At 66.9% G+C, this 17617-nt stretch carries 13 protein-coding genes; 5 read left to right on the top strand and 8 right to left on the bottom strand.

From position 1 onward, the window contains the following. On the bottom strand, nt 1-563 hold a 563-nt coding region (locus VLF18_RS12975; protein WP_325280052.1), incomplete at its 3' end, for a tetratricopeptide repeat protein. Between the two features lie 110 nt (nt 564-673). On the opposite strand from VLF18_RS12975, the gene VLF18_RS12970 reads away from it, so the two are divergent. The 4 genes from VLF18_RS12970 to thrC all read left to right on the top strand — a co-directional run bounded on the left by VLF18_RS12970 (nt 674) and on the right by thrC (nt 6875). Further along, nucleotides 674-1759 (top strand): ribonuclease D, encoded by a 1086-nt coding sequence (locus VLF18_RS12970; protein WP_325280051.1) that lies wholly within the window; start codon nt 674-676, stop codon nt 1757-1759. A 384-nt stretch (nt 1760-2143) separates the two neighbouring features. Then, nucleotides 2144-4660 (top strand): bifunctional aspartate kinase/homoserine dehydrogenase I, encoded by a 2517-nt coding sequence (thrA, locus tag VLF18_RS12965; protein WP_325280050.1) that lies wholly within the window; start codon nt 2144-2146, stop codon nt 4658-4660. After that, complete coding sequence (locus VLF18_RS12960) at nt 4660-5583, top strand: homoserine kinase (RefSeq protein WP_325280049.1); 924 nt, start codon at nt 4660-4662, stop codon at nt 5581-5583. Before thrA ends, VLF18_RS12960 begins: the two co-directional genes overlap by 1 nt. Beyond that, nucleotides 5580-6875 (top strand): threonine synthase, encoded by a 1296-nt coding sequence (thrC, locus tag VLF18_RS12955; RefSeq protein WP_325280048.1) that lies wholly within the window; start codon nt 5580-5582, stop codon nt 6873-6875. Before VLF18_RS12960 ends, thrC begins: the two co-directional genes overlap by 4 nt. A gap of 395 nt (nt 6876-7270) precedes the next feature. Here the strand turns inward: thrC and VLF18_RS12950 are convergent, their stop codons facing one another. From VLF18_RS12950 to VLF18_RS12930, 5 genes are all read right to left on the bottom strand, one after another. Continuing rightward, complete coding sequence (locus VLF18_RS12950) at nt 7271-7696, bottom strand: hypothetical protein (protein WP_325280047.1); 426 nt, start codon at nt 7694-7696, stop codon at nt 7271-7273. Nucleotides 7697-7923: 227 nt separating this feature from the next. Continuing rightward, nucleotides 7924-8358: a DUF4279 domain-containing protein gene (locus tag VLF18_RS12945; RefSeq protein ID WP_325280046.1), complete on the bottom strand. Its 435-nt coding sequence runs from the start codon at nt 8356-8358 to the stop codon at nt 7924-7926. A gap of 384 nt (nt 8359-8742) precedes the next feature. Continuing rightward, nucleotides 8743-9126, bottom strand: coding sequence for a hypothetical protein (locus tag VLF18_RS12940; protein WP_325280045.1), 384 nt, complete (start codon nt 9124-9126; stop codon nt 8743-8745). 42 nt (nt 9127-9168) lie between these two features. Then, nucleotides 9169-9639 (bottom strand): ribonuclease E inhibitor RraB, encoded by a 471-nt coding sequence (locus VLF18_RS12935; protein ID WP_325280044.1) that lies wholly within the window; start codon nt 9637-9639, stop codon nt 9169-9171. A 257-nt stretch (nt 9640-9896) separates the two neighbouring features. Continuing rightward, nucleotides 9897-11546, bottom strand: a complete 1650-nt coding sequence (locus VLF18_RS12930; protein WP_325280043.1) for a hypothetical protein — start codon at nt 11544-11546, stop codon at nt 9897-9899. A gap of 272 nt (nt 11547-11818) precedes the next feature. Here VLF18_RS12930 and VLF18_RS12925 point away from each other — a divergent pair, with 272 nt between their 5' ends. Next, nucleotides 11819-12958 (top strand): glycerophosphodiester phosphodiesterase family protein, encoded by a 1140-nt coding sequence (locus VLF18_RS12925; protein WP_325280042.1) that lies wholly within the window; start codon nt 11819-11821, stop codon nt 12956-12958. Nucleotides 12959-13195: 237 nt separating this feature from the next. Here the strand turns inward: VLF18_RS12925 and VLF18_RS12920 are convergent, their stop codons facing one another. Together VLF18_RS12920 and VLF18_RS12915 are read right to left on the bottom strand one after the other, a co-directional pair. Continuing rightward, the gene (locus VLF18_RS12920) at nt 13196-15316 is read right to left on the bottom strand and encodes a S9 family peptidase (protein WP_325280041.1); all 2121 of its coding nucleotides are present in this window, start codon (nt 15314-15316) and stop codon (nt 13196-13198) included. 70 nt (nt 15317-15386) lie between these two features. Further along, entirely contained in the window at nt 15387-17327 is a 1941-nt protein-coding gene (locus tag VLF18_RS12915) for an OPT family oligopeptide transporter (protein WP_325280040.1), read from the bottom strand. Between the last annotated feature and the right edge of the window lie 290 nt (nt 17328-17617).

Below are 17617 nucleotides of genomic sequence, written 5' to 3'. Positions count from 1 at the left end.
GCGAGCCGCGCCTTGAACTCGGCGAAGCGCGAGGCTTCGTGCGGCACCTTGTCGAGCCCGTCGAGGATGCGCTGGGCCTCGTCCACATCGCCCGCGGTCAGCGCCGCGGCAATCTCGACCAGCAGCTTGTCCTGCACGGCGGCCAGGCCGCTGCGCGCGCGGCGGTTGGTCCGGTCCTCGTCGAGCACCTTGCGATACAGCACGAGCGCGTTGGTTTCCGGCGGCTCGAACAGCTGCCCGTCGGCGACGGCCTTGTCGGCCTGGGCGAGCAGCGCGGTGATGTTCTCGGGCGCCGGCGCCTCGGGTTCGGCCGGCAGTTCGGGCTCGGCTTCGGACGCCAGCTCGCGCGGCGGGCCGAATTCGACGATGGCCGGCGGGTTCTCGCGCACGTCGATCGGCGGCGGCGGCGCGCTCGTGCGCACCGGCAGGCTGGCCGGCCGCTGGCCCGGCGACACGTGGATGACGTCGGGAAAAAACCGGTAGACGAGCGCGAATCCGAGCAGGGCGATACCCGCAGCGCCGCCCCAGGTAGTCTGCTTGCGGACGTTTTCCTGACCAGCCATGCGCTCGGCGAATGTGACAGCAAGGGCAACTGACCTTAGGCTAACGCGTTCTGCCTGACAACCGCGTGCACCGCACGCCCCAGAAAACACGCCCGAAAACGGAGCCTTGCTTGCACCACTGGATTGCGCAGCCCGACGCCGCTGCCGCGCTCGTCGCGCGCCACAACCCCGCCCGACTGATCGGACTCGACACCGAGTTCATGCGCGTCGACAGTTTCTATCCGCGCCTCGCGCTGACCCAGGTCAACCTCGGCGGCGAGATCGCGCTGCTCGACCCGCTTGCGCTGAACGGGGTCGGCGCGCTCGGCCCGCTGCTCGCCGATCCGGCCAATACCTGCGTCATGCACAGCGCGAGCGAAGACCTCGAAGCGCTCGCGGTCGCAGTGCCCGCCGGCATCGGCCAGCTGTTCGACACGCAGATCGCCGCGGCGATGACCGGCTTCGGTGCGGGGCTCAGCTACCAGAAGCTCGTCGCCGCGATCACCGGCGTGGACCTGCCCAAGGCCGAGACGCGTTCGGACTGGCTGCGCCGGCCGCTGAGCACCGAGCAGCTGGAATACGCCGCGCAGGACGTCGTCCACCTGCCCGCGCTGCATGCGGAACTCGACGCCCGCCTGGACCAGCGCGGCCGCCGCGACTGGCACGCCGAGGACTGCCGGCGCCTGCTGCAGAAGGCGCGCAGCCGCGACGGCGACCCGCAGCCGCAGCGCGGCTTCAAGAGCGCCGCCGAGTGGCCGCGCGAACGCCAGGCGCTGCTGCGCCGCGTGCTGCTGTGGCGCGAGGCGACCGCCCGCCGCGTCGACAAGCCGCGGCCGTGGCTGCTCGACGACGCGCACATCATGGATTTCGTCACAAATATACCGCGCGACATCGACGAGCTGTTCCAGCGCGCCAAGGGCCTGCGCGCCCTGCGCGGCGCGCAGCGCGACGAACTGCTGTCGGTGCTGACCGATCCGCTGGAAGCCGACGAACTCGATTTCGCGCCGGTTTTTCCGCTGCCCACGCCCGCGCAGAAGCGCATCATCGCGGCGATGAAGGAGTCCGTCGTCGCGATCGCGACGGAACTCGACATCCCCGACGGCCTGCTCTGCGCGCGCCGGCATCTCGAAGCCTTCGTGTTCGACCGCGAGTGGCCCGAGGCGCTCGACGGCTGGCGCAGGACGCTGCTGTATGACGCGCTGACGGCGAAGGTGTAGCTGCGAAAGCAGACTCCCTCTCCCCCGACCGCTGTCGGGGGAGAGGGCTTCAAGGACTGGCGCGCGCCGGATCAGGCGGCAAACATCCGCTTCTTACGATTTCCGATTCCCGGCCTTATTCCGCACAGCCGCTTGACACATCGCCGCGCCATCCGTTCCACTCGACGCCCATGCACGCACTGATCCGCCACTGCACGCCCCCGACGACCGCTACTGCGGCGGCCGGCGGCTTTGGCCTCGGTACCACGACGATTACGACGTCCACCACTACGTTGGTGCGGCGAGTCGTGCGCGAATAGGTTTCTCACGCAAACGGCCCCGCACCTCACCAGGATGCGGGGCTCAGCCCGGATCCGACGAATGCGGGGCCTCACTGGAGGCTCGATGAGTTCGCCCGCTGTCGTACTGCAGGATCACGCGCCGGCCGTTTCGGCCGCACCGCAATCCCCTCTCGTCATTGCGCACAAGTTCGGCGGATCTTCCGTCGCCGATGCCGCGCGCTACCGCCATGTCGCCGACCTGCTGCGCGCACGCGGCGAAACCGTGCAGGCCACGGTCGTCTCGGCGATGAAGGGCGTCACCGATGCGCTGATCGCGCTCGCCCACACCGCCGCCGATGGCCGCGACTGGCGCACGCCGTGGGAAGCCTTGCGCGAACGCCACCTGCGCGCGGCCGGCGACCTGCTCGCCGATGCCGCGGCACCAACGAACGCCTGGCTGCAGCGCGAATTCGACGAACTCGCCCAGCTCCTCAATGCGCTCGCCGTGCTCGCCACGCCGACGCGTGAAGCGCTCGAACGCGTGCAGGGACTCGGCGAGGTCTATTCCGCGCGCCTGCTCAGCGAACATCTGCGCGCGCTCGGCGAAGACGCGGTCATGCTCGATGCGCGCGACGTGCTCGTCGTGCATCACGGCGATCTCGGCGTCGCGGTCGACTGGCCACAGAGCGAAGCGCGCCTGGCGCGCTGGCGCGAGGCCAATCCGGCGCGGCGCATCGTCATCACCGGCTTCGTCGCGCGCGACGAAGGCAACCGCATCACGATTCTCGGCCGCAACGGCAGCGACTATTCCGGCGCTATTTTTGCAGCCTTGTTCCATGCGCAAGAACTGCACATCTGGACCGACGTCGACGGCGTGCTGTCGGCCGACCCGCGCCTCGTGCCCGAGGCCGTGCCGCTCGCGGCGCTGTCGTACCACGAAGCCTGCGAACTCGCGTATTTCGGCGCCAAGGTGGTACATCCGCAGACCATGACGCCGGCGATCAGCCGCGGCCTGCCGATCATCATCCGCAACACGTTTCGCCCGGAGCATCCCGGCACGCGCATCGCCGCGGTCAGCGACGACGCGGGTCCGGTCAAGGGCCTGACGCTGTCGCCCGACCTTGCGCTGCTGAATCTCGAAGGCGCCGGCATGATCGGCGTGCCGGGCACGGCCGAGCGCGTGTTCGCCGCCTTGCGCGACGCGCGCGTCTCGGTCGTCATGATCTCGCAGGGGTCTTCCGAGCATTCGATCTGCTGCGTCGTGCGCGACGCCGAAGCGGAGACCGCGCGCCGCGCGCTGCAGGCCGCGTTCGCGCGCGAACTCGCCGATGCACAGGTGCAGAACGTGCAATTGATCCGCGGCATCAGCGTGCTCGCCGCGGTCGGCGACGGCATGGCCGGCACCCCGGGCGTCGCCGCGCGGCTGTTCGACTCGCTCGCGCGCGCACGCGTCAACATCCGCGCGATCGCGCAGGGCGCCTCGGAACGCAACATCTCCGTGGCCATTGCGAGCGCCGACGCCGACAAGGCGCTGCGCGCGGCGCATGCGGGCTTCTGGCTGTCGGCGCAGACGATTTCGGTCGGCGTGATCGGTCCCGGCAAGGTCGGCAGCGCGCTGCTCGACCAGCTCGCCGCGGCGCAGGTGCGGCTCAAGCGCGACACGAACCTCGATCTGCGGCTGCGTGCAGTCGCCTCGCGCGGCCGCATGTGGCTCGACGACCGCGGCACGACGGCCGACTGGCAGCGGCGCCTCGACGAATCCACGCTCGAGGTCGATCTCGACCGCTTCACCGAACACCTGCAGGCCGCGCATCTGCCGCACACCGTCATCGTCGACTGCAGCGCGAGTTCGCGCGTCGCCGAGCGCTACGCCGGCTGGCTCGCGGCCGGCATCCACGTGATCACGCCGAACAAGCAGGCCGGCGCCGGCCCGATCGAACGCTACCGCGCGATCCGCGACGCGATGGCCGCGAGCGGCGCGCGCTTCCGCTACGAGGCGACCGTCGGCGCGGGACTTCCGGTCGTCAGCACACTGCGCGACCTGCTCGACACCGGCGACGACATCGTCGCGATCGACGGCATTTTCTCGGGCACGCTGGCCTGGCTGTTCAACCGCTACGACGGCTCGACCGCGTTCTCCGCGCTCGTGCGCGAGGCGCATGGCCTTGGCTATACCGAACCCGATCCGCGCGACGATCTCTCGGGCACCGACGTCGCGCGCAAGCTTGTGATCCTGGCGCGCGAAGCCGGGCGCGAGCTGTCTCTGGAGAACGTCGACGTCGAAAGCCTCGTGCCGGCCGCACTGCGCGACGCCGCGCCCGACGAATTCATGTCGCGCCTGAGCGAACTCGATGCGTCCTTCGCGGCGCGCCATGCCGCCGCGTCGGCGGCCGGCAAGGTACTGCGCTATGTCGCGCGCCTGGATCGCGACGGGCGCGCGAGCGTCGGCCTCGTCGAACTCGGCGACACGCACGCCTTCGCCCACCTGCGCGAGACCGACAACATCGTGCAATTCTCCACACGGCGCTATTGCAACAATCCGCTCGTCGTGCAGGGGCCGGGCGCCGGCCCCGAAGTCACCGCGGCCGGCGTGTTCGCCGACCTGCTGCGCGTCGCCGGCACGCTCGGAGCACGCCTCTGATGCGCGACCGTGCAACCGCGTTCTCGCCGGCGTCGGTCGGCAACATCGGCGTCGGCTTCGACATTCTCGGCCATTCCATCGCTGGTGCGGGTGACCGCGCGACGGTGCGGCGGATCGCCGAGCCGCTCGTGCGCATCGCCGCGATCCGCGGCAGCACCGTCGAATTGCCGCACGAAGCGGCGGCCAACACCGCGGGCGCCGCGCTGATCGCGCTGCGTGATGCGTTGCAACTGCCGTTCGGCTTCGAGATCGAACTCGACAAAGGCATACCGCTGGGCTCCGGCATGGGCGGCTCCGCCGCCTCATGCGTCGCCGCACTCGTCGCTGCGAACGCGCTGCTCGACGCGCCGCTCGACGCGATGGCGCTATACCCGTTCGCAGTGACCGGCGAAGCCGTCGCGAGCGGCGGGCGCCACGGCGACAACGTCGGGCCGATGCTGCTTGGTGGCGTCGCACTCGCGACCGCGGGTCACGTCGTCCCGGTGCCCGTACCGCCCGCGTGGACCTGCGTGCTCGTGCATCCCGACGCCGTGCTCGAAACGCGCCGCGCGCGCGCCGCGCTGGCCGGGGCGTACGAACTCAAACAGTTCGTCGCGCAGAGCGCGAACCTGGGCCTCGTATTGGCCGGCTGCTGGCGCGGCGACGCCGCGCTCGTGCGCGCGGGCCTCAGCGACGTGCTCGTCGAACCGCGCCGCGCGCCGCTGATCGGAGGTTTCGCCGCGGTGAAGCAGGCGGCTCTCGCCGGCGACGCGATGGGCGCGAGCATTTCGGGCGCAGGCCCCAGCGTGTTCGCGTGGTTCGAAAACGAAACGCAGGCACGCGCTGCCGCACCGGCCATGGCTGCGGCGTTTGCCGACGCCGGCTTCACGAGCCAGACCTATATCTCGCCGGTCGCCGGACCGGCCGCACAGGTGATCGCATGAATTTCGTCAGCACCCGCGGCGGTGCCGCTCCCAGCGGACTATCCGCCGCGATCGCCGCGGGCCTCGCGCCTGACGGCGGACTCTATGTTCCCGCGACCTTGCCGTCGTTCTCGCCGCGTGAATTCGACGGCTGCGAGAGCTTGCCCGAGATCGCGACACGCCTGCTGCAGCCGTTCTTCGACGGCGATCCGCTCGCCGCCGAACTCCCCGCGATCTGCGCCGAAGCCTTCGACTTCGCCGCGCCGCTCGTCGCACTCGCCACACCGCAGGACTACGTGCTCGAGCTGTTTCACGGACCGACCGCCGCGTTCAAGGACTTCGGCGCGCGCTTCCTCGCCGCGTGCCTGACGCGACTGCAGCGCGACCGCGACCGGCCGCTGACGATCGTCGTGGCCACCTCGGGCGACACCGGCGCCGCCGTTGCCGGCGCGTTTCACGGAAAAGCAGGCCTGCGCGTCGCCGTGCTCTACCCCGACGGCCGCGTCTCCCCGCGGCAGGCGCACCAGCTCGGCTGCTTTGGCGGCAATATCCACACGTACAAGGTTTCCGGATCGTTCGACGACTGCCAGTCGCTCGTGAAGCAGGCGCTCAACGATGCGGCACTACAGCACGACGTCCCGTTGAGTTCCGCCAACAGCATCAGCCTCGGCCGCCTGCTGCCGCAGATGAGCTACTACGCGTACGCCGCGCTGACGCACTGGCGCACGCACGGCCAGCCGCTGAACCTCGTCGTACCGACCGGCAACCTCGGCAACGCGTTTGCCGCGATCCTCGCGCGCGCCGTCGGCCTGCCGCTCGGCCGCATCATGCTCGCGACGAATGCCAACGACGTGCTCCCGCAGTTCTTCGACGGCGCCGACTACATGCCGCGTGCGAGCATCGCGACGCTCGCGAACGCGATGGACGTCGGTGCGCCGAGCAACTTCGAGCGGCTGCGGTGGCTGTATCCCGATGACGGCGAACTGCGGCGCGCGTTCCGTGCCGAGCGCGTCGACGATGATGCGATCCGCGAGGTCATCGAGCGTCGCTATCGCGATCATGGCGAAGTGTTCTGCCCACACACGGCGTGCGCGGTGAAGGTGCTCGAAGACCTGCGCCGCGACGGCGCCGATGGCGACTGGTGTGTCGTATCGACGGCGCATCCGGCGAAATTTGAAAGCATAGTCGAGCCGCTGACCGGGCGGAGCATCGACGTGCCGCCGCTGCTGGCGGCGTTACTGCGGCGGCCAGCTAGCGCTCAGCCGCTCGCTGCCGATTATTCGCAGTTTGCGCGCGAGCTTCGCACGTGCTGAAAGCGCCACCAGACGCGTCCTCAAAATTGATCTTTAGCTTATGAACTGTGCTCCAGGACAACAAAGCCCGCAACGCTGCGGGCTTTGTTGTTGAAGCATCCTGACCGCTTCCATCCGATCAATTCATTTTTTTATCCTCATCGTTAAACAGGCATTGGCGCCCTCGCCTTCCCTCACGCGGTACTTCGACTCGCAAACCGAGCCTGCGAAAAAATCCGGCGCGCAGAGCCAACACGCATGTACGAGCAATTTCTGTCCGTGTTCCACTCCGACGTGTCACAACGGATGTTGCAAGCACCGTGCGAACCGATGACCGGAAGATCTGCGTCTGCCACCAAGCAGCAGGACGCCCCCCGGAGCCACAACGACATGGCGACTCACTACCAGAGTCTGCATCAACCTCCCATTTCGTCGCGCACCACATTCAACACGTCTTCGTCACCTTCAATGTAGCGCTCAAACCAATTGTCGAACCGCGCCAGCGCTTTCGGAACTATCTCAAGACAGGGCATTGCTGAACCAGTCTTACGAACTGCCATTCTCCCCAAAAAGAAGAAATCCTCGAAATCAAACAGCGCCGCCGGAACGACTCGAAGCCTACATCGATCAGACAGCGGTGAGACGTAAACCCACGGAGCACCGCCCTTTTCAACAATTCCGAGAAACTGGTACCTGTCTCCCACCACAAGGCCAAAGTCGTAGTCAATTGGCTTGACGAAACCACCATAAGCAGACAAGTCCCCGCTGGTCTCGGATAGCGAAGCAGCTTGACACAACAAGCTATTTTTCATCGCGAATACCTGCCTCTCGACTTCTTTCATAGCGCCCAACGCCGTGAACACTTCTCTTCGTCAACTTGGAATCCATCAACTCATTCGTGGCCGGATTTTCTAACATAATGAACCACAGACTCACGGCCCTGAGAGCACTGGCAGTGCGCGAAGACGAACTGATGTCCGTCTCGCACACTGCAAACCATCAGAAGCCGCCTTTTTCAATTCTTGGTGCAGCTTCGGTGCCACATAGACTTCATACGAGGCCGGACAGCCTAAGACAAATTGGCCAACGGCTTGGTGAGTGCGACGGTAAATTGCACTGGCAAATGCAGTGCAGCAAGTGCTGCGATGCTTTGTACGTCGCAGCAGAACTCACTCTCACCGCACCCGTATTCCTCAGCCTCTCCAGATACAAAAACATCAATAAAACACTCATCAACGCCCGGAAAATCAAAAAAATTCACGGCTGGTCCCGGCAACAGAGCCGCCAGTTCCGTTATGGCATCGGAAAGGTTTTGCCTCTCAACTTTAAGCACCCACAGTCCTCTCCTTCTAGTGACCCTGCTTCCTGCCGACGTCGTCTCCACATCACCTTTGCGATGTGACCTCGTCGGCTCGATGCAAAGCCGACTTGTGATGACACCGGGCTCCAGCTTGTCACCCTTCAGGAACAATGACACAGCGCAAAAAGGTTCTGACTTCTTCATAGGCCACTTATTTACCCAGGTTTCCGACAACTTCACCTTGAGGGGTTGTAAACGTCGCCAGTTCGGGGGGCGACGCCATAATTATTCCCTTGGCTTGCCTCCTCCCTGACCTTGGTCGTGCAGGGCGCGATAAGCGCAGCGCAGTGCGCCGTGTTCGGGTTCCCCGCATCGTACAAAGATGACCCAATGCGCTTGGCTTGTTGCGCCCCCACTTATTGCCTGCAAGGAAAACGGTAGACAGTGTCGCAGGGCGCAATAAGCGCAGCGCATTGCGCCGTACCCCGATTTGCCGCGTTGCGTAAAGATGGCGCAATGCGCTTTGCTTATTGCGCCCTACGCGGTCGCTGTCGGCTCGCGCGGTTGCGACAAAAGGCCTCTCGGCGATCAACTCGGCTGAATTCGGGACGGCGACGGCGGATCCAGGAACCGAATGGCATCCTCGTCCTTGGGCCACTCCGATGTCGACGACAGTTCGAGAAAATTCAGCTTTCCGTCTTTGATGTAGAGAATGAAGCAGATCCCGTTCTTGCCGTCCGGATGAAGCGCGCCCGCTGACATCGGTGACTTGTTCGCATCATCCGTCATTTCCGCAATGCGAAGTTCGTCCGGAACCTCAAAATCGATGTAGTAACCGAAGGTCTTCTCGGTTCTCGTCACGATTGCCGAGTGGCGCAGTTGATTCTCGAGTCTCGGGCGCCACTCGGGTCGCTGCGCGTCGGCGATGCAGCGATGTAACACTTCGGTTTCAAGTGGAGTGAGTTCAGGCATATTTCGAAGGACTCCGTCATCCGGACCGTAACCGGTTCCCGGTCAATGTGAAATCTGCGACTGACCGAAGCAACCCCATCCGTCGTTGCGCCCTCCAAGCGGGACCGCTATCGCCGCCAGCGCGTCCTCGAATGCCGTAATTTCTGCATGGTGCGGAAACATGTGCTTCACGACGACCACATCCCAGGGCAACTCCGGAACGGCACACGACTTCTCGACGTTCACGACAAAACCGGCGCTCAAGAAATGCGCCTGTATCTGAGCCGCCTCACCGTGCCCGGGCATGACGACCGTGAAGTCGATATCCCGCGGCGTGGACAGATCGTCTCGCAGCCGTAAACCGATCGCCTGCCATCGCCCGAGTCCCAGTTCATCACCAACGTGAAGACCGGTCCCGACCCGTTGCGCAATGGCTGCCCCCGATGTCGCAATCATGGCCAGGTTGAAGTAGTCGCCCGCAGGCCACGAAATGCCGGCCGGAGAAATTTCGAAGGATCGCGCGTAGTCGGACATGGGGATCGAACGGCTCGCTCAGTTGCGACGAATCCGAGGTGACACGCGCCCCGCGGGTCTTTGTTGCCCGCCGCGCGTCGCGGCATTCGTGTCATCCCGAGCCGCGTTGTACGCAGTCCGCGACATCACGATTTCGTTCGAGCAGACCACGCCCGACAACGTCATGCAAGCGCGCCGATGTACCCAGCCGCACGCTGCGTAGCCGCAGCGCCGCGCAAACGGGACCTCCCTCAGGGCGAGAGAGGTCCCGGGGTTTCTTACGGCAACGTCACGATGCCTGCAGCGCCGTCATTCGCTGCCTGCGCGTCGTACTGACTGCCCGACACCTGCACGTTCGCCTGGTGCGTGCCGGACGGCGCGCCGCCGACGCGCACGTGCAGGACATCGCTGTTGGCGCCTGCTGCGACGACACCGGTATGGACGCAGCGCGGAGCGGCGATCGACGTATCGCACAGCCAGTTCGCGCCGATCGCGTCCAGCACCACGCCGCCGGCCGGCGGCGTGAACACCGCGACGATGCCGGTCGCGGCGCCGACGCCGCGCTGCGGCGCGGGCATCTGCAGGTTGTCGACGCGGATCTGGTAGTCGACCGCGGTCGGTGCGTTCGCGCTCTCGACGACGGGCATCAGGCGGGCAGCGAGGTCGATGCTGCCGTAGCCGGCGAAGCGCCGGCCCGAGACGCCATAGTCCTGGCTGCTGTAGGACTCGTCGATCTGCCAGACGGCCGTGATGTCACCGTCGGCGTCGCTCGCCGCCGCGACGTAGGACGGATTCCGTGTTCCGTCGGAAATCACCATTTCGGGGCCGCGCGCCGTGCCGTTCGCGAGATAGCGGCGCAGCGCCATCGTGTTGCCGCGTCGCTGCCATGCGACGCTGAACTCGCCGGTCGCGCGCGCCATCGCGACAGCCGGACGCGTCGGTTCCTCGGTCGCGTAGTCCCGGTAGGCCAGCGTGAATTCGCTGCCGACGGCGGTGCCGTTCGCGTCATAGCGCTGCCCCTGGATGCGCGAATCGTAGCGGCTGATGTAGCTGTCCCAGACCACGACGCTGTTGCCGTTCGCGTCCATGCCGATGTCGGCGACGCGCTGGTCGCCGTTGGCCGTCCGGTAGTTCAGCCGCTCGGCCGGACCGCGCGCGTTGCCGAAGGCATCGAAGCGGCGGCGATAGACGTCGTGCTGCGCGCCGTCGTTCTTGTCGTGCGTCCAGACCACGGTGAAGTTGCCGGCATCGTCGACGGCGAGACGGATGTTCGGCCCGAAGTAGCCGGGGTTCTGCGCGACGACGACGACCTCGCTGCCCAGCGCATTGCCGGCAGCGTCGAAGCGGCGCGCGCGGATTTCGGCGCCGGTGCTCGGATACGCACGCCACGCCGCGACGTATTTGCCGTCGGCGCTCATCGCGACGACGGCGCCGCCGGCCTCGGGCGTGTTCGTGTCGATCTGCTGCTGCGGACCGAGCGCCACGCCGTTGCGGTCGAAGCGGCGCTGGTATACGTGTGGCAAGCTGTACAAGACTGTCGTGTGCGCAGTCCAGACGACGGTGAAGTTGCCGTCGGCGTCGGCGGCGATCGACGGATACAGATGGCTGCCCGCCTGCGGGCTGCTGTTGACGACGATTTCGCTGCCGACGGGATCGCCGGCGCCGTCGAGCCGCCGCGCGCGCACGCCGAGCGAGCCAATCGGTGAATTCGTATACCAGACCGCGACGACATTGCCGTCGGCCCCGGTGGCGATATCGGCCTGATGCTGCGCACCTGCCGCCGGCGGGTGGTAGCGGGTCACCGCACCGGCGGCCGCGCCGGGGGAGCCCAGCGCGTGCGCCGTGCCGGCGCCGGCCAGTGCAACCAGCAGCGCCGCCGCGAGCACGGCCGGGCGCGGGGAAACGAGAGACGGGGAATGCGAGTGCATGGTCGCTCCTAGCGATGTAGTCCAGGGAGCGGCAGCGACGTCCGGCGGCACCGGCGTCATACTGTCGCCATCGCAGTTTGCGAAGTTGCCGACGGATGCGGATGCCGGCCTTGTCCAGCCTGAAAAATGTCGCACTGGACGCATTGTCCAGCGCGCGTCGCGGTCTGTGCGACGGGCTGCACTGGCGCGGATTCGTGGGTGTTGCGTCCTGCTTCGTGATGACTTCCTGCAGCCTCACGCCACCGCGTTCACCGCCACCGACGCCGCCCCGCATGACTACCGAACGTCCTTTCGTCATCGCCCACCGCGGCGCCAGCGCGTATCGCCCCGAACACACGCTCGAAGGCTACGCACTGGCGATCGAGCAAGGCGCCGACGCGATCGAACCCGATCTCGTCGTCACGCGCGACGGCGTGCTGATCTGCCGCCACGAGAACGAGATCGGCGGCACGACCGATGTCGCGCAGCATCCGGAATTTGCCGGCCGGCGCACGCGCAAGCGCATTGACGCAGAGGACGTCGAGGGCTGGTTCGCCGAAGACTTCACGCTCACGGAGATCCGCACGTTGCGCGCGCGCGAACGGCTGCCGGCGCTGCGGCCCGACAGCGCAAGCCATGACGGCCGCTACGGCATTCCGACGTTCGCGGAAGTCATCGAACTCGCGGCGAAGGCGCCGCGTCCGGTCGCGATCTATCCGGAAACCAAGCATCCGACGTATTTCGAACACGAGGGCCGGCATCTCGACGGCACGCCGATCGCGCAATCGCTGTCGGCGCTGCTCGTGGCCGAACTCGTACGCAGCGGATTCACCGATCCGGCGCGCGTCTACATCCAGTCGTTCGAACTCGCGAACCTGATCGAGCTGCGCCTGCGGCTGTTGCCGCAGGCCGGCATCGACGCGCGGTTGATGCAGTTGTTCGGCGACATCGGCGGAGCCGCGCCCGCGAGTGCGCCGTTCGCCCTGCCCTACGACCTGCGCCGGCATGCGGCACGCGGCGACGATTTCGATGCGCTCTATCCGGGACTGCGCGAGCGGCTGCCGCAGGTCGGCGGGAAGCCGGTCACCTATGCCGATCTCGCCGCACCGCCGGTGCTCGCGTGGATGCGCGAACGCTATGCGTTCGGCATTGCGCCATGGAAGGACAATCTGCTCATGCGAGCGCGCGATGCGGAAGGTCGCGTAGCGCTGACCGGTGCGGCGAGTCCGCTGCCGGCGCTCGCACATGCTGCCGGATTAAAGGTGCACACGTATACGCTGCGCGCGGAAGAACCGTTCCTCGTACGCGACGAGCACGGCGCGACGTTGAGCATGGAGCAGGAACTGCAGCGGCTGCTCGACGCGGGTATCGACGGGTATTTCATCGACTTCCCCGATCGCGGCGCAACGGCAAGAAAGAGCCGCAGCCCCTAGGTTGCGGTGGGCGCGGCGAACCGCAGCATCGGTATCGACGACGCGACGACCGGCAAAACGAAATCCGCGCGAGGACGCGGGCGCGTTGTCGCGACGATCGGAGCGGTGCGTGCGCCGAAGCCCCTTCCCCCTCACCCAGTCCTCTCCCCCAAGCAAGCGTGGGGGAGAGGACTAGAGCGGCCGGCCGGACATCGCCGCCACGCTTACGATTCCGTGCCCCCTTTCCCGACTCCCGGCTCACTGCGCCGTCCAGCGCTTGATCCACGCGCCGACCGTGTTGTGCCACTGCACGCTGTTCTGCGGCTTGAGCACCCAGTGGTTCTCGTTCGGGAAGTGCAGGAACTGGCTCTCGATGCCGCGGCGCTGCAGCGCGGTGAACGTGGCCAGGCCCTGTTCCAGCGGGATGCGGAAGTCGAGGCCGCCCTGGATCACGAGCATCGGCACTTTCCACTTCGCGACATGGTTGACCGGGTTGAACTTTTCATAGTTCTCCGGCTTGTCGTAAGGCGTGCCGCCGTTTTCCCATTCGCTGAACCAGAGTTCCTCGGTCGAATAGCCCATCATGCGCGTGTCGAACACGCCGTCATGGTTGACGAGGCACTTCCACGGCTGCGGCCAGTTGCCGGCGATCCAGTTGACCATGTAGCCGCCGTAGGACGCGCCGAGCGCGCAGGCGCGATTGCCGTCGAGGAAGTCGTACTTCGCGAGCGCCGCGGCCCAGCCCTTCTGCAGGTCTTCGAGCGGCTTGCCGCCCCAGTCGCCGGAAATCGCGTCGGTGAACGCCTGGCCGTAGCCGGTCGAGCCGTGGAAGTTCACGGTGACGACGGCGAAGCCCAGGCCCGCATAGGTCTGCGGATTCCAGCGGTAGTGGAAGTCGTTGCCGTAGGCGCCCTGCGGGCCGCCGTGGATCAGGAACGCGACCGGGTACTTCTTGCCTTGTTCATAGTTCCACGGCTTGACGACGTAGCCCTGCACGCGGTCGTTGTTCGCGCCCTGGAAGTCGAAGAACTCGGGCTGGCCGAACGCGATGTCCTTGAGCTTGTCGGCGTTGTTGTTCGTGAGCTGCCTGCCCTTGCCGCCCTTGGTCGTGCCCAGGAACAGCTGGCTCGGTGAGGTCAGCGAGTCGCGGCCGTAGACCAGCGTGTTGCCGCGCACGGAATAGCCGTTGATGTGGCCGTCGCCGATGACGGTGCGCACCTTGCCGCTCGCGGTGTCGATCGCGAACAGCGGGTGCTGCCCGTTGTCGTCGCTCGTCGCATAGACGGTCTTGCCGTCGGCGGACAGCTGCACGGCGCCGGCGGAGCGGTCCCAGCCCGCATTGACTTCGCGCGTCTTGCCGCTCGCGAGATCGAGCGCCATCAGGCCGAAGCGGTCGGCCTCGAAGCCCGGACGCTTCATCGCGAGGTAGTACAGCGTCTTGCCGTCGGCCGACGGCAGCGGGTTCGCATCCCACGCGGGATTGGCCGCAGTCAGGTTGCGCGGCGCGGACGAGGCGTCGGCGGGCACGGCGTAGAGGTCGAAATTCGTCGACCACGGCTCGGTCTTGCCGGCGACGCGCGCGCCGAAATAGACGGTCTTGCCGTCGGCGGAGAACGCATATTCCGAGTCGTCGCCGAACGGCTTGGACGGCACGTCGCCGGCGATGCCGCGCGACATCAGCGTGAGCTTCGGCAGAAGTTTGCCGTCAGGACCGAACTCGCCGAGGAACAGCTGGCTGCGGCGGCCGTCGGCCCAGGTGTCCCAATGGCGCACGAAGATCGTGTCGTAGAGCTCGCCCGTGGTCTTGGCGGCGGCCTTGTCGTCGAGGCGCTTCTTCGTGCAGTTGATGTCGGGACAGTCGGTGAAGACGTCGAGCGAGATCAGCACGTGCTTGCCGTCGGGCGACAGCTTGAAGCTGCCGATGTCGAGCGCGAGTCCGCTGGAGACGACCGCGGCCTGTGGATTGGCCTCGAACGCGCTGCGCATCAGCGACTGCGCCTCCTTCGACTTCTCCGACAGCGCCGGAGCGATGTCGACGCGCCAGAGCTGGTTGGTGCCGTCCTGCGCGGCCGTGTAGTAGATGCTGCGGCCGTCGGCCGACCAGCGCGGGCCGGCGCTGCTCGCGCCTTCGGCAGTCAGGCGCACCGGCTGCGACTTGCCGTCGAGCTTCAGCAGCCAGATGCCGTTGACGCCCTTGTTCGCGGCGAAATCGGTCTGGCGCACCTGATAGGCGACGTAGCGGCCGTCCGGCGAGAGCTGCGGATCGGTCACGCGCTCGAGATTGACGAGATCGTTGACGTCGAGGCCGCGCGCGGCGACGGCGGAGCCGGCCGACAGCGCGGCGAGCGCGGCCAGGGACAGCGAAACGGAACGTTTCATCGGTTTTTTCCAATTCCGGAAATGGAGAAAACGACGCCGCCGCGGCGAATGCCGCGGCGGCGGACGGAACTCATGCGGCCTGCTGGCCCTTGATCGCGCTGCGGTACAGCAGCCAGCCGGTGGCGCCGAGCACGGCCAGGCCGACGAACTGTGCGGCGACCTCGCCGAAATGCACGCCGATCGCGAGCGCGTCGGGCTTGCCAGTGAGCACGATCGGAATCGCGATCGCGATGCCCATGAGCGCTTCGCCGGTGATCAGGCCGGCGGCGAACAGCGTGCCCGGACGATGCACGCGGTCGCGCGCTTCCTCGTCACGCGCGTCCACGCCGAAGCGGCGTTCGACGAAGTACGACAGCACGCCGCCGAGGAAGATCGGCACCATGAGTTCGAACGGCAGGTAGATGCCGATCGCGGCGGCGAGCACGGGCACGCGGAAATGCGCCTTGCGCGCTTTGAGCCACTCGTCGAGTGCGATGACGATCGCGCCGATGACCGCGCCGGCGATGATCATGTCCCACGGCAGCTGGCCGCCGAACAGCCCCTTGGCGACCGAGGCCATCAAGGTCGCCTGCGGCGCCTGCAGCGAGTTCGGATGTTCCGGCGTGGCCGGGCCGATGCCATAGGCCACGGCGAGCAGGTTCAGCACGGGCGCCATCACGAGCGCGCAGGAGAACGCGCCGATCGCGAGCATGACCTGCTGCTTCCACGGCGTCGCGCCGACGAGGTAGCCGGCCTTGAGGTCCTGCAGGTTGTCGCCGCCGACGGCGGCCGCGCAGCAGACGACGGCGCCGATCATGATCGCGGCGACCGCGCCGATCGGCGAATCCTTGCCGAGCAGCAGCATCAGCACGACGGACGCGAACAGGATCGTCGCGATCGTGATGCCCGAGACCGGGTTGTTGCTCGATCCGACGAGACCCGCGAGGTAGCCCGACACGGACACGAACAGGAAGCCCGCGACGACCATGATGATCGCCATCGGAATGCTGACGATCCAGCTGCCGACGATGGCCTGGTACAGCAGCAGCAGCGGCACGACGAACAGCACGAGCGCGACGAGCATCCACTTCATCGGCAGATCGCGTTCGGTTTCCGCGACGTTCGCGTCGCTGCCCTTGCGCGCCGCGGCGATGCCGCTCCTGACGCCCGACAGCAGCGACTTGCGCAGCGAGAACAGCGTCCAGATGCCGCCGATCAGCATCGCGCCGACGCCGAGGTAGCGCACGCGCGCACCGCGGATCAGCCCGGCGGCGTCGCCGGCGGACAGGCCCGCGAGCTGCGTCGCGAACGCCGGGTCGATGCTCGACGCGAACCAGTGGTAGATCGGAATCGCGATGTTGTACGACAGCACGCTGCCCGAGAGCACGACGATGCCGATGTTGAGACCGACGATGTAGCCGACGCCGAGCAGCGCCGGCGACAGGCCCGTGCCCATGTAGCCGAGGTACTTGCCGATGAAGCCCGACACGGCGGCGTTGTCCGGGATCAGGCGCATGCCGCTTTCGGCCATGAGCTTGACGACCGCGCCGATCACCGCGGAAATGCCGAGGATCTTGATGCCCGGGCCCGGGTTCTCGCCGGCCTTGAGCACTTCGGCCGCGGCCTTGCCTTCGGGGAACGGCAGCGGCTCCTCGACGATCATCGAGCGGCGCAGCGGCACCGAGAACAGCACGCCGAGCAGGCCGCCGAGACCCGCGATCGCGAGCACCCAGGAGTAACGGAAGTCCTGCCAGTAGTTGAGGATGATCAGCGCCGGGATCGTGAAGATCACGCCGGCGGCGATCGACGAGCCGGCCGAGGCGCCGGTCTGCACGATGTTGTTCTCGAGGATCGTGCCGCCGCCGAGCACGCGCAGCACGGCCATCGAAATCACGGCGGCCGGGATCGCCGTCGCGATGGTCAGGCCGGCGAACAGGCCGAGGTAGGTGTTGGCGGCGGCGAGGATCATCGCCAGCACCACCGAAAGCGCGACGGCGCGGAAGGTCAACTGCGGGACGGCAGGTGTACTCATGCGGACTCCGGACTGGGAACACCCGCGCGGCTGAGCGGGTAGTCGCGAAGCATAACCGGATGCGCGCGGGGCGGGACGGCTTGCGGCAGGTCGCTTCTTGCGCTATCGCCCGTGTTGCAGCGCGGCACAAAAGCGGACGCAGGGTGGTCTTCGCCAAAGGCGAAGCCCACCATCGCGGAACCTCCGCATCAAAGAACTCATGCCGAAGGAATGTGCCCGCCTTGCGGCACCCGAGGTCCCCCCCAGCATCCCCTCGACATTCCTTCGTCCGACGATCGGCTCGCCGGCAC

The sequence above is a fragment of the Tahibacter sp. genome, assembly GCF_035481375.1.
Lineage (GTDB): Bacteria > Pseudomonadota > Gammaproteobacteria > Xanthomonadales > Rhodanobacteraceae > Tahibacter.
The sequence above is the reverse complement of the archived record's forward strand: the minus strand, read 5'-3'. Positions and strand labels throughout refer to the sequence as shown.

What these genes read in the sequence shown, in the direction of transcription:
- VLF18_RS12960 (WP_325280049.1), top strand. Translation starts at nt 4,660, where the DNA reads ATGCGCGACCGTGCAACCGCGTTCTCGCCGGCGTCGGTCGGCAACATC.
- VLF18_RS12940 (WP_325280045.1), bottom strand. Translation starts at nt 9,126, where the DNA reads ATGCCTGAACTCACTCCACTTGAAACCGAAGTGTTACATCGCTGCATC.
- VLF18_RS12935 (WP_325280044.1), bottom strand. Translation starts at nt 9,639, where the DNA reads ATGTCCGACTACGCGCGATCCTTCGAAATTTCTCCGGCCGGCATTTCG.
- VLF18_RS12930 (WP_325280043.1), bottom strand. Translation starts at nt 11,546, where the DNA reads ATGCACTCGCATTCCCCGTCTCTCGTTTCCCCGCGCCCGGCCGTGCTC.
- VLF18_RS12925 (WP_325280042.1), top strand. Translation starts at nt 11,819, where the DNA reads ATGACTACCGAACGTCCTTTCGTCATCGCCCACCGCGGCGCCAGCGCG.
- thrA (WP_325280050.1), top strand. Translation starts at nt 2,144, where the DNA reads ATGAGTTCGCCCGCTGTCGTACTGCAGGATCACGCGCCGGCCGTTTCG.
- VLF18_RS12950 (WP_325280047.1), bottom strand. Translation starts at nt 7,696, where the DNA reads ATGAAAGAAGTCGAGAGGCAGGTATTCGCGATGAAAAATAGCTTGTTG.
- VLF18_RS12945 (WP_325280046.1), bottom strand. Translation starts at nt 8,358, where the DNA reads ATGAAGAAGTCAGAACCTTTTTGCGCTGTGTCATTGTTCCTGAAGGGT.
- thrC (WP_325280048.1), top strand. Translation starts at nt 5,580, where the DNA reads ATGAATTTCGTCAGCACCCGCGGCGGTGCCGCTCCCAGCGGACTATCC.
- VLF18_RS12920 (WP_325280041.1), bottom strand. Translation starts at nt 15,316, where the DNA reads ATGAAACGTTCCGTTTCGCTGTCCCTGGCCGCGCTCGCCGCGCTGTCG.
- VLF18_RS12915 (WP_325280040.1), bottom strand. Translation starts at nt 17,327, where the DNA reads ATGAGTACACCTGCCGTCCCGCAGTTGACCTTCCGCGCCGTCGCGCTT.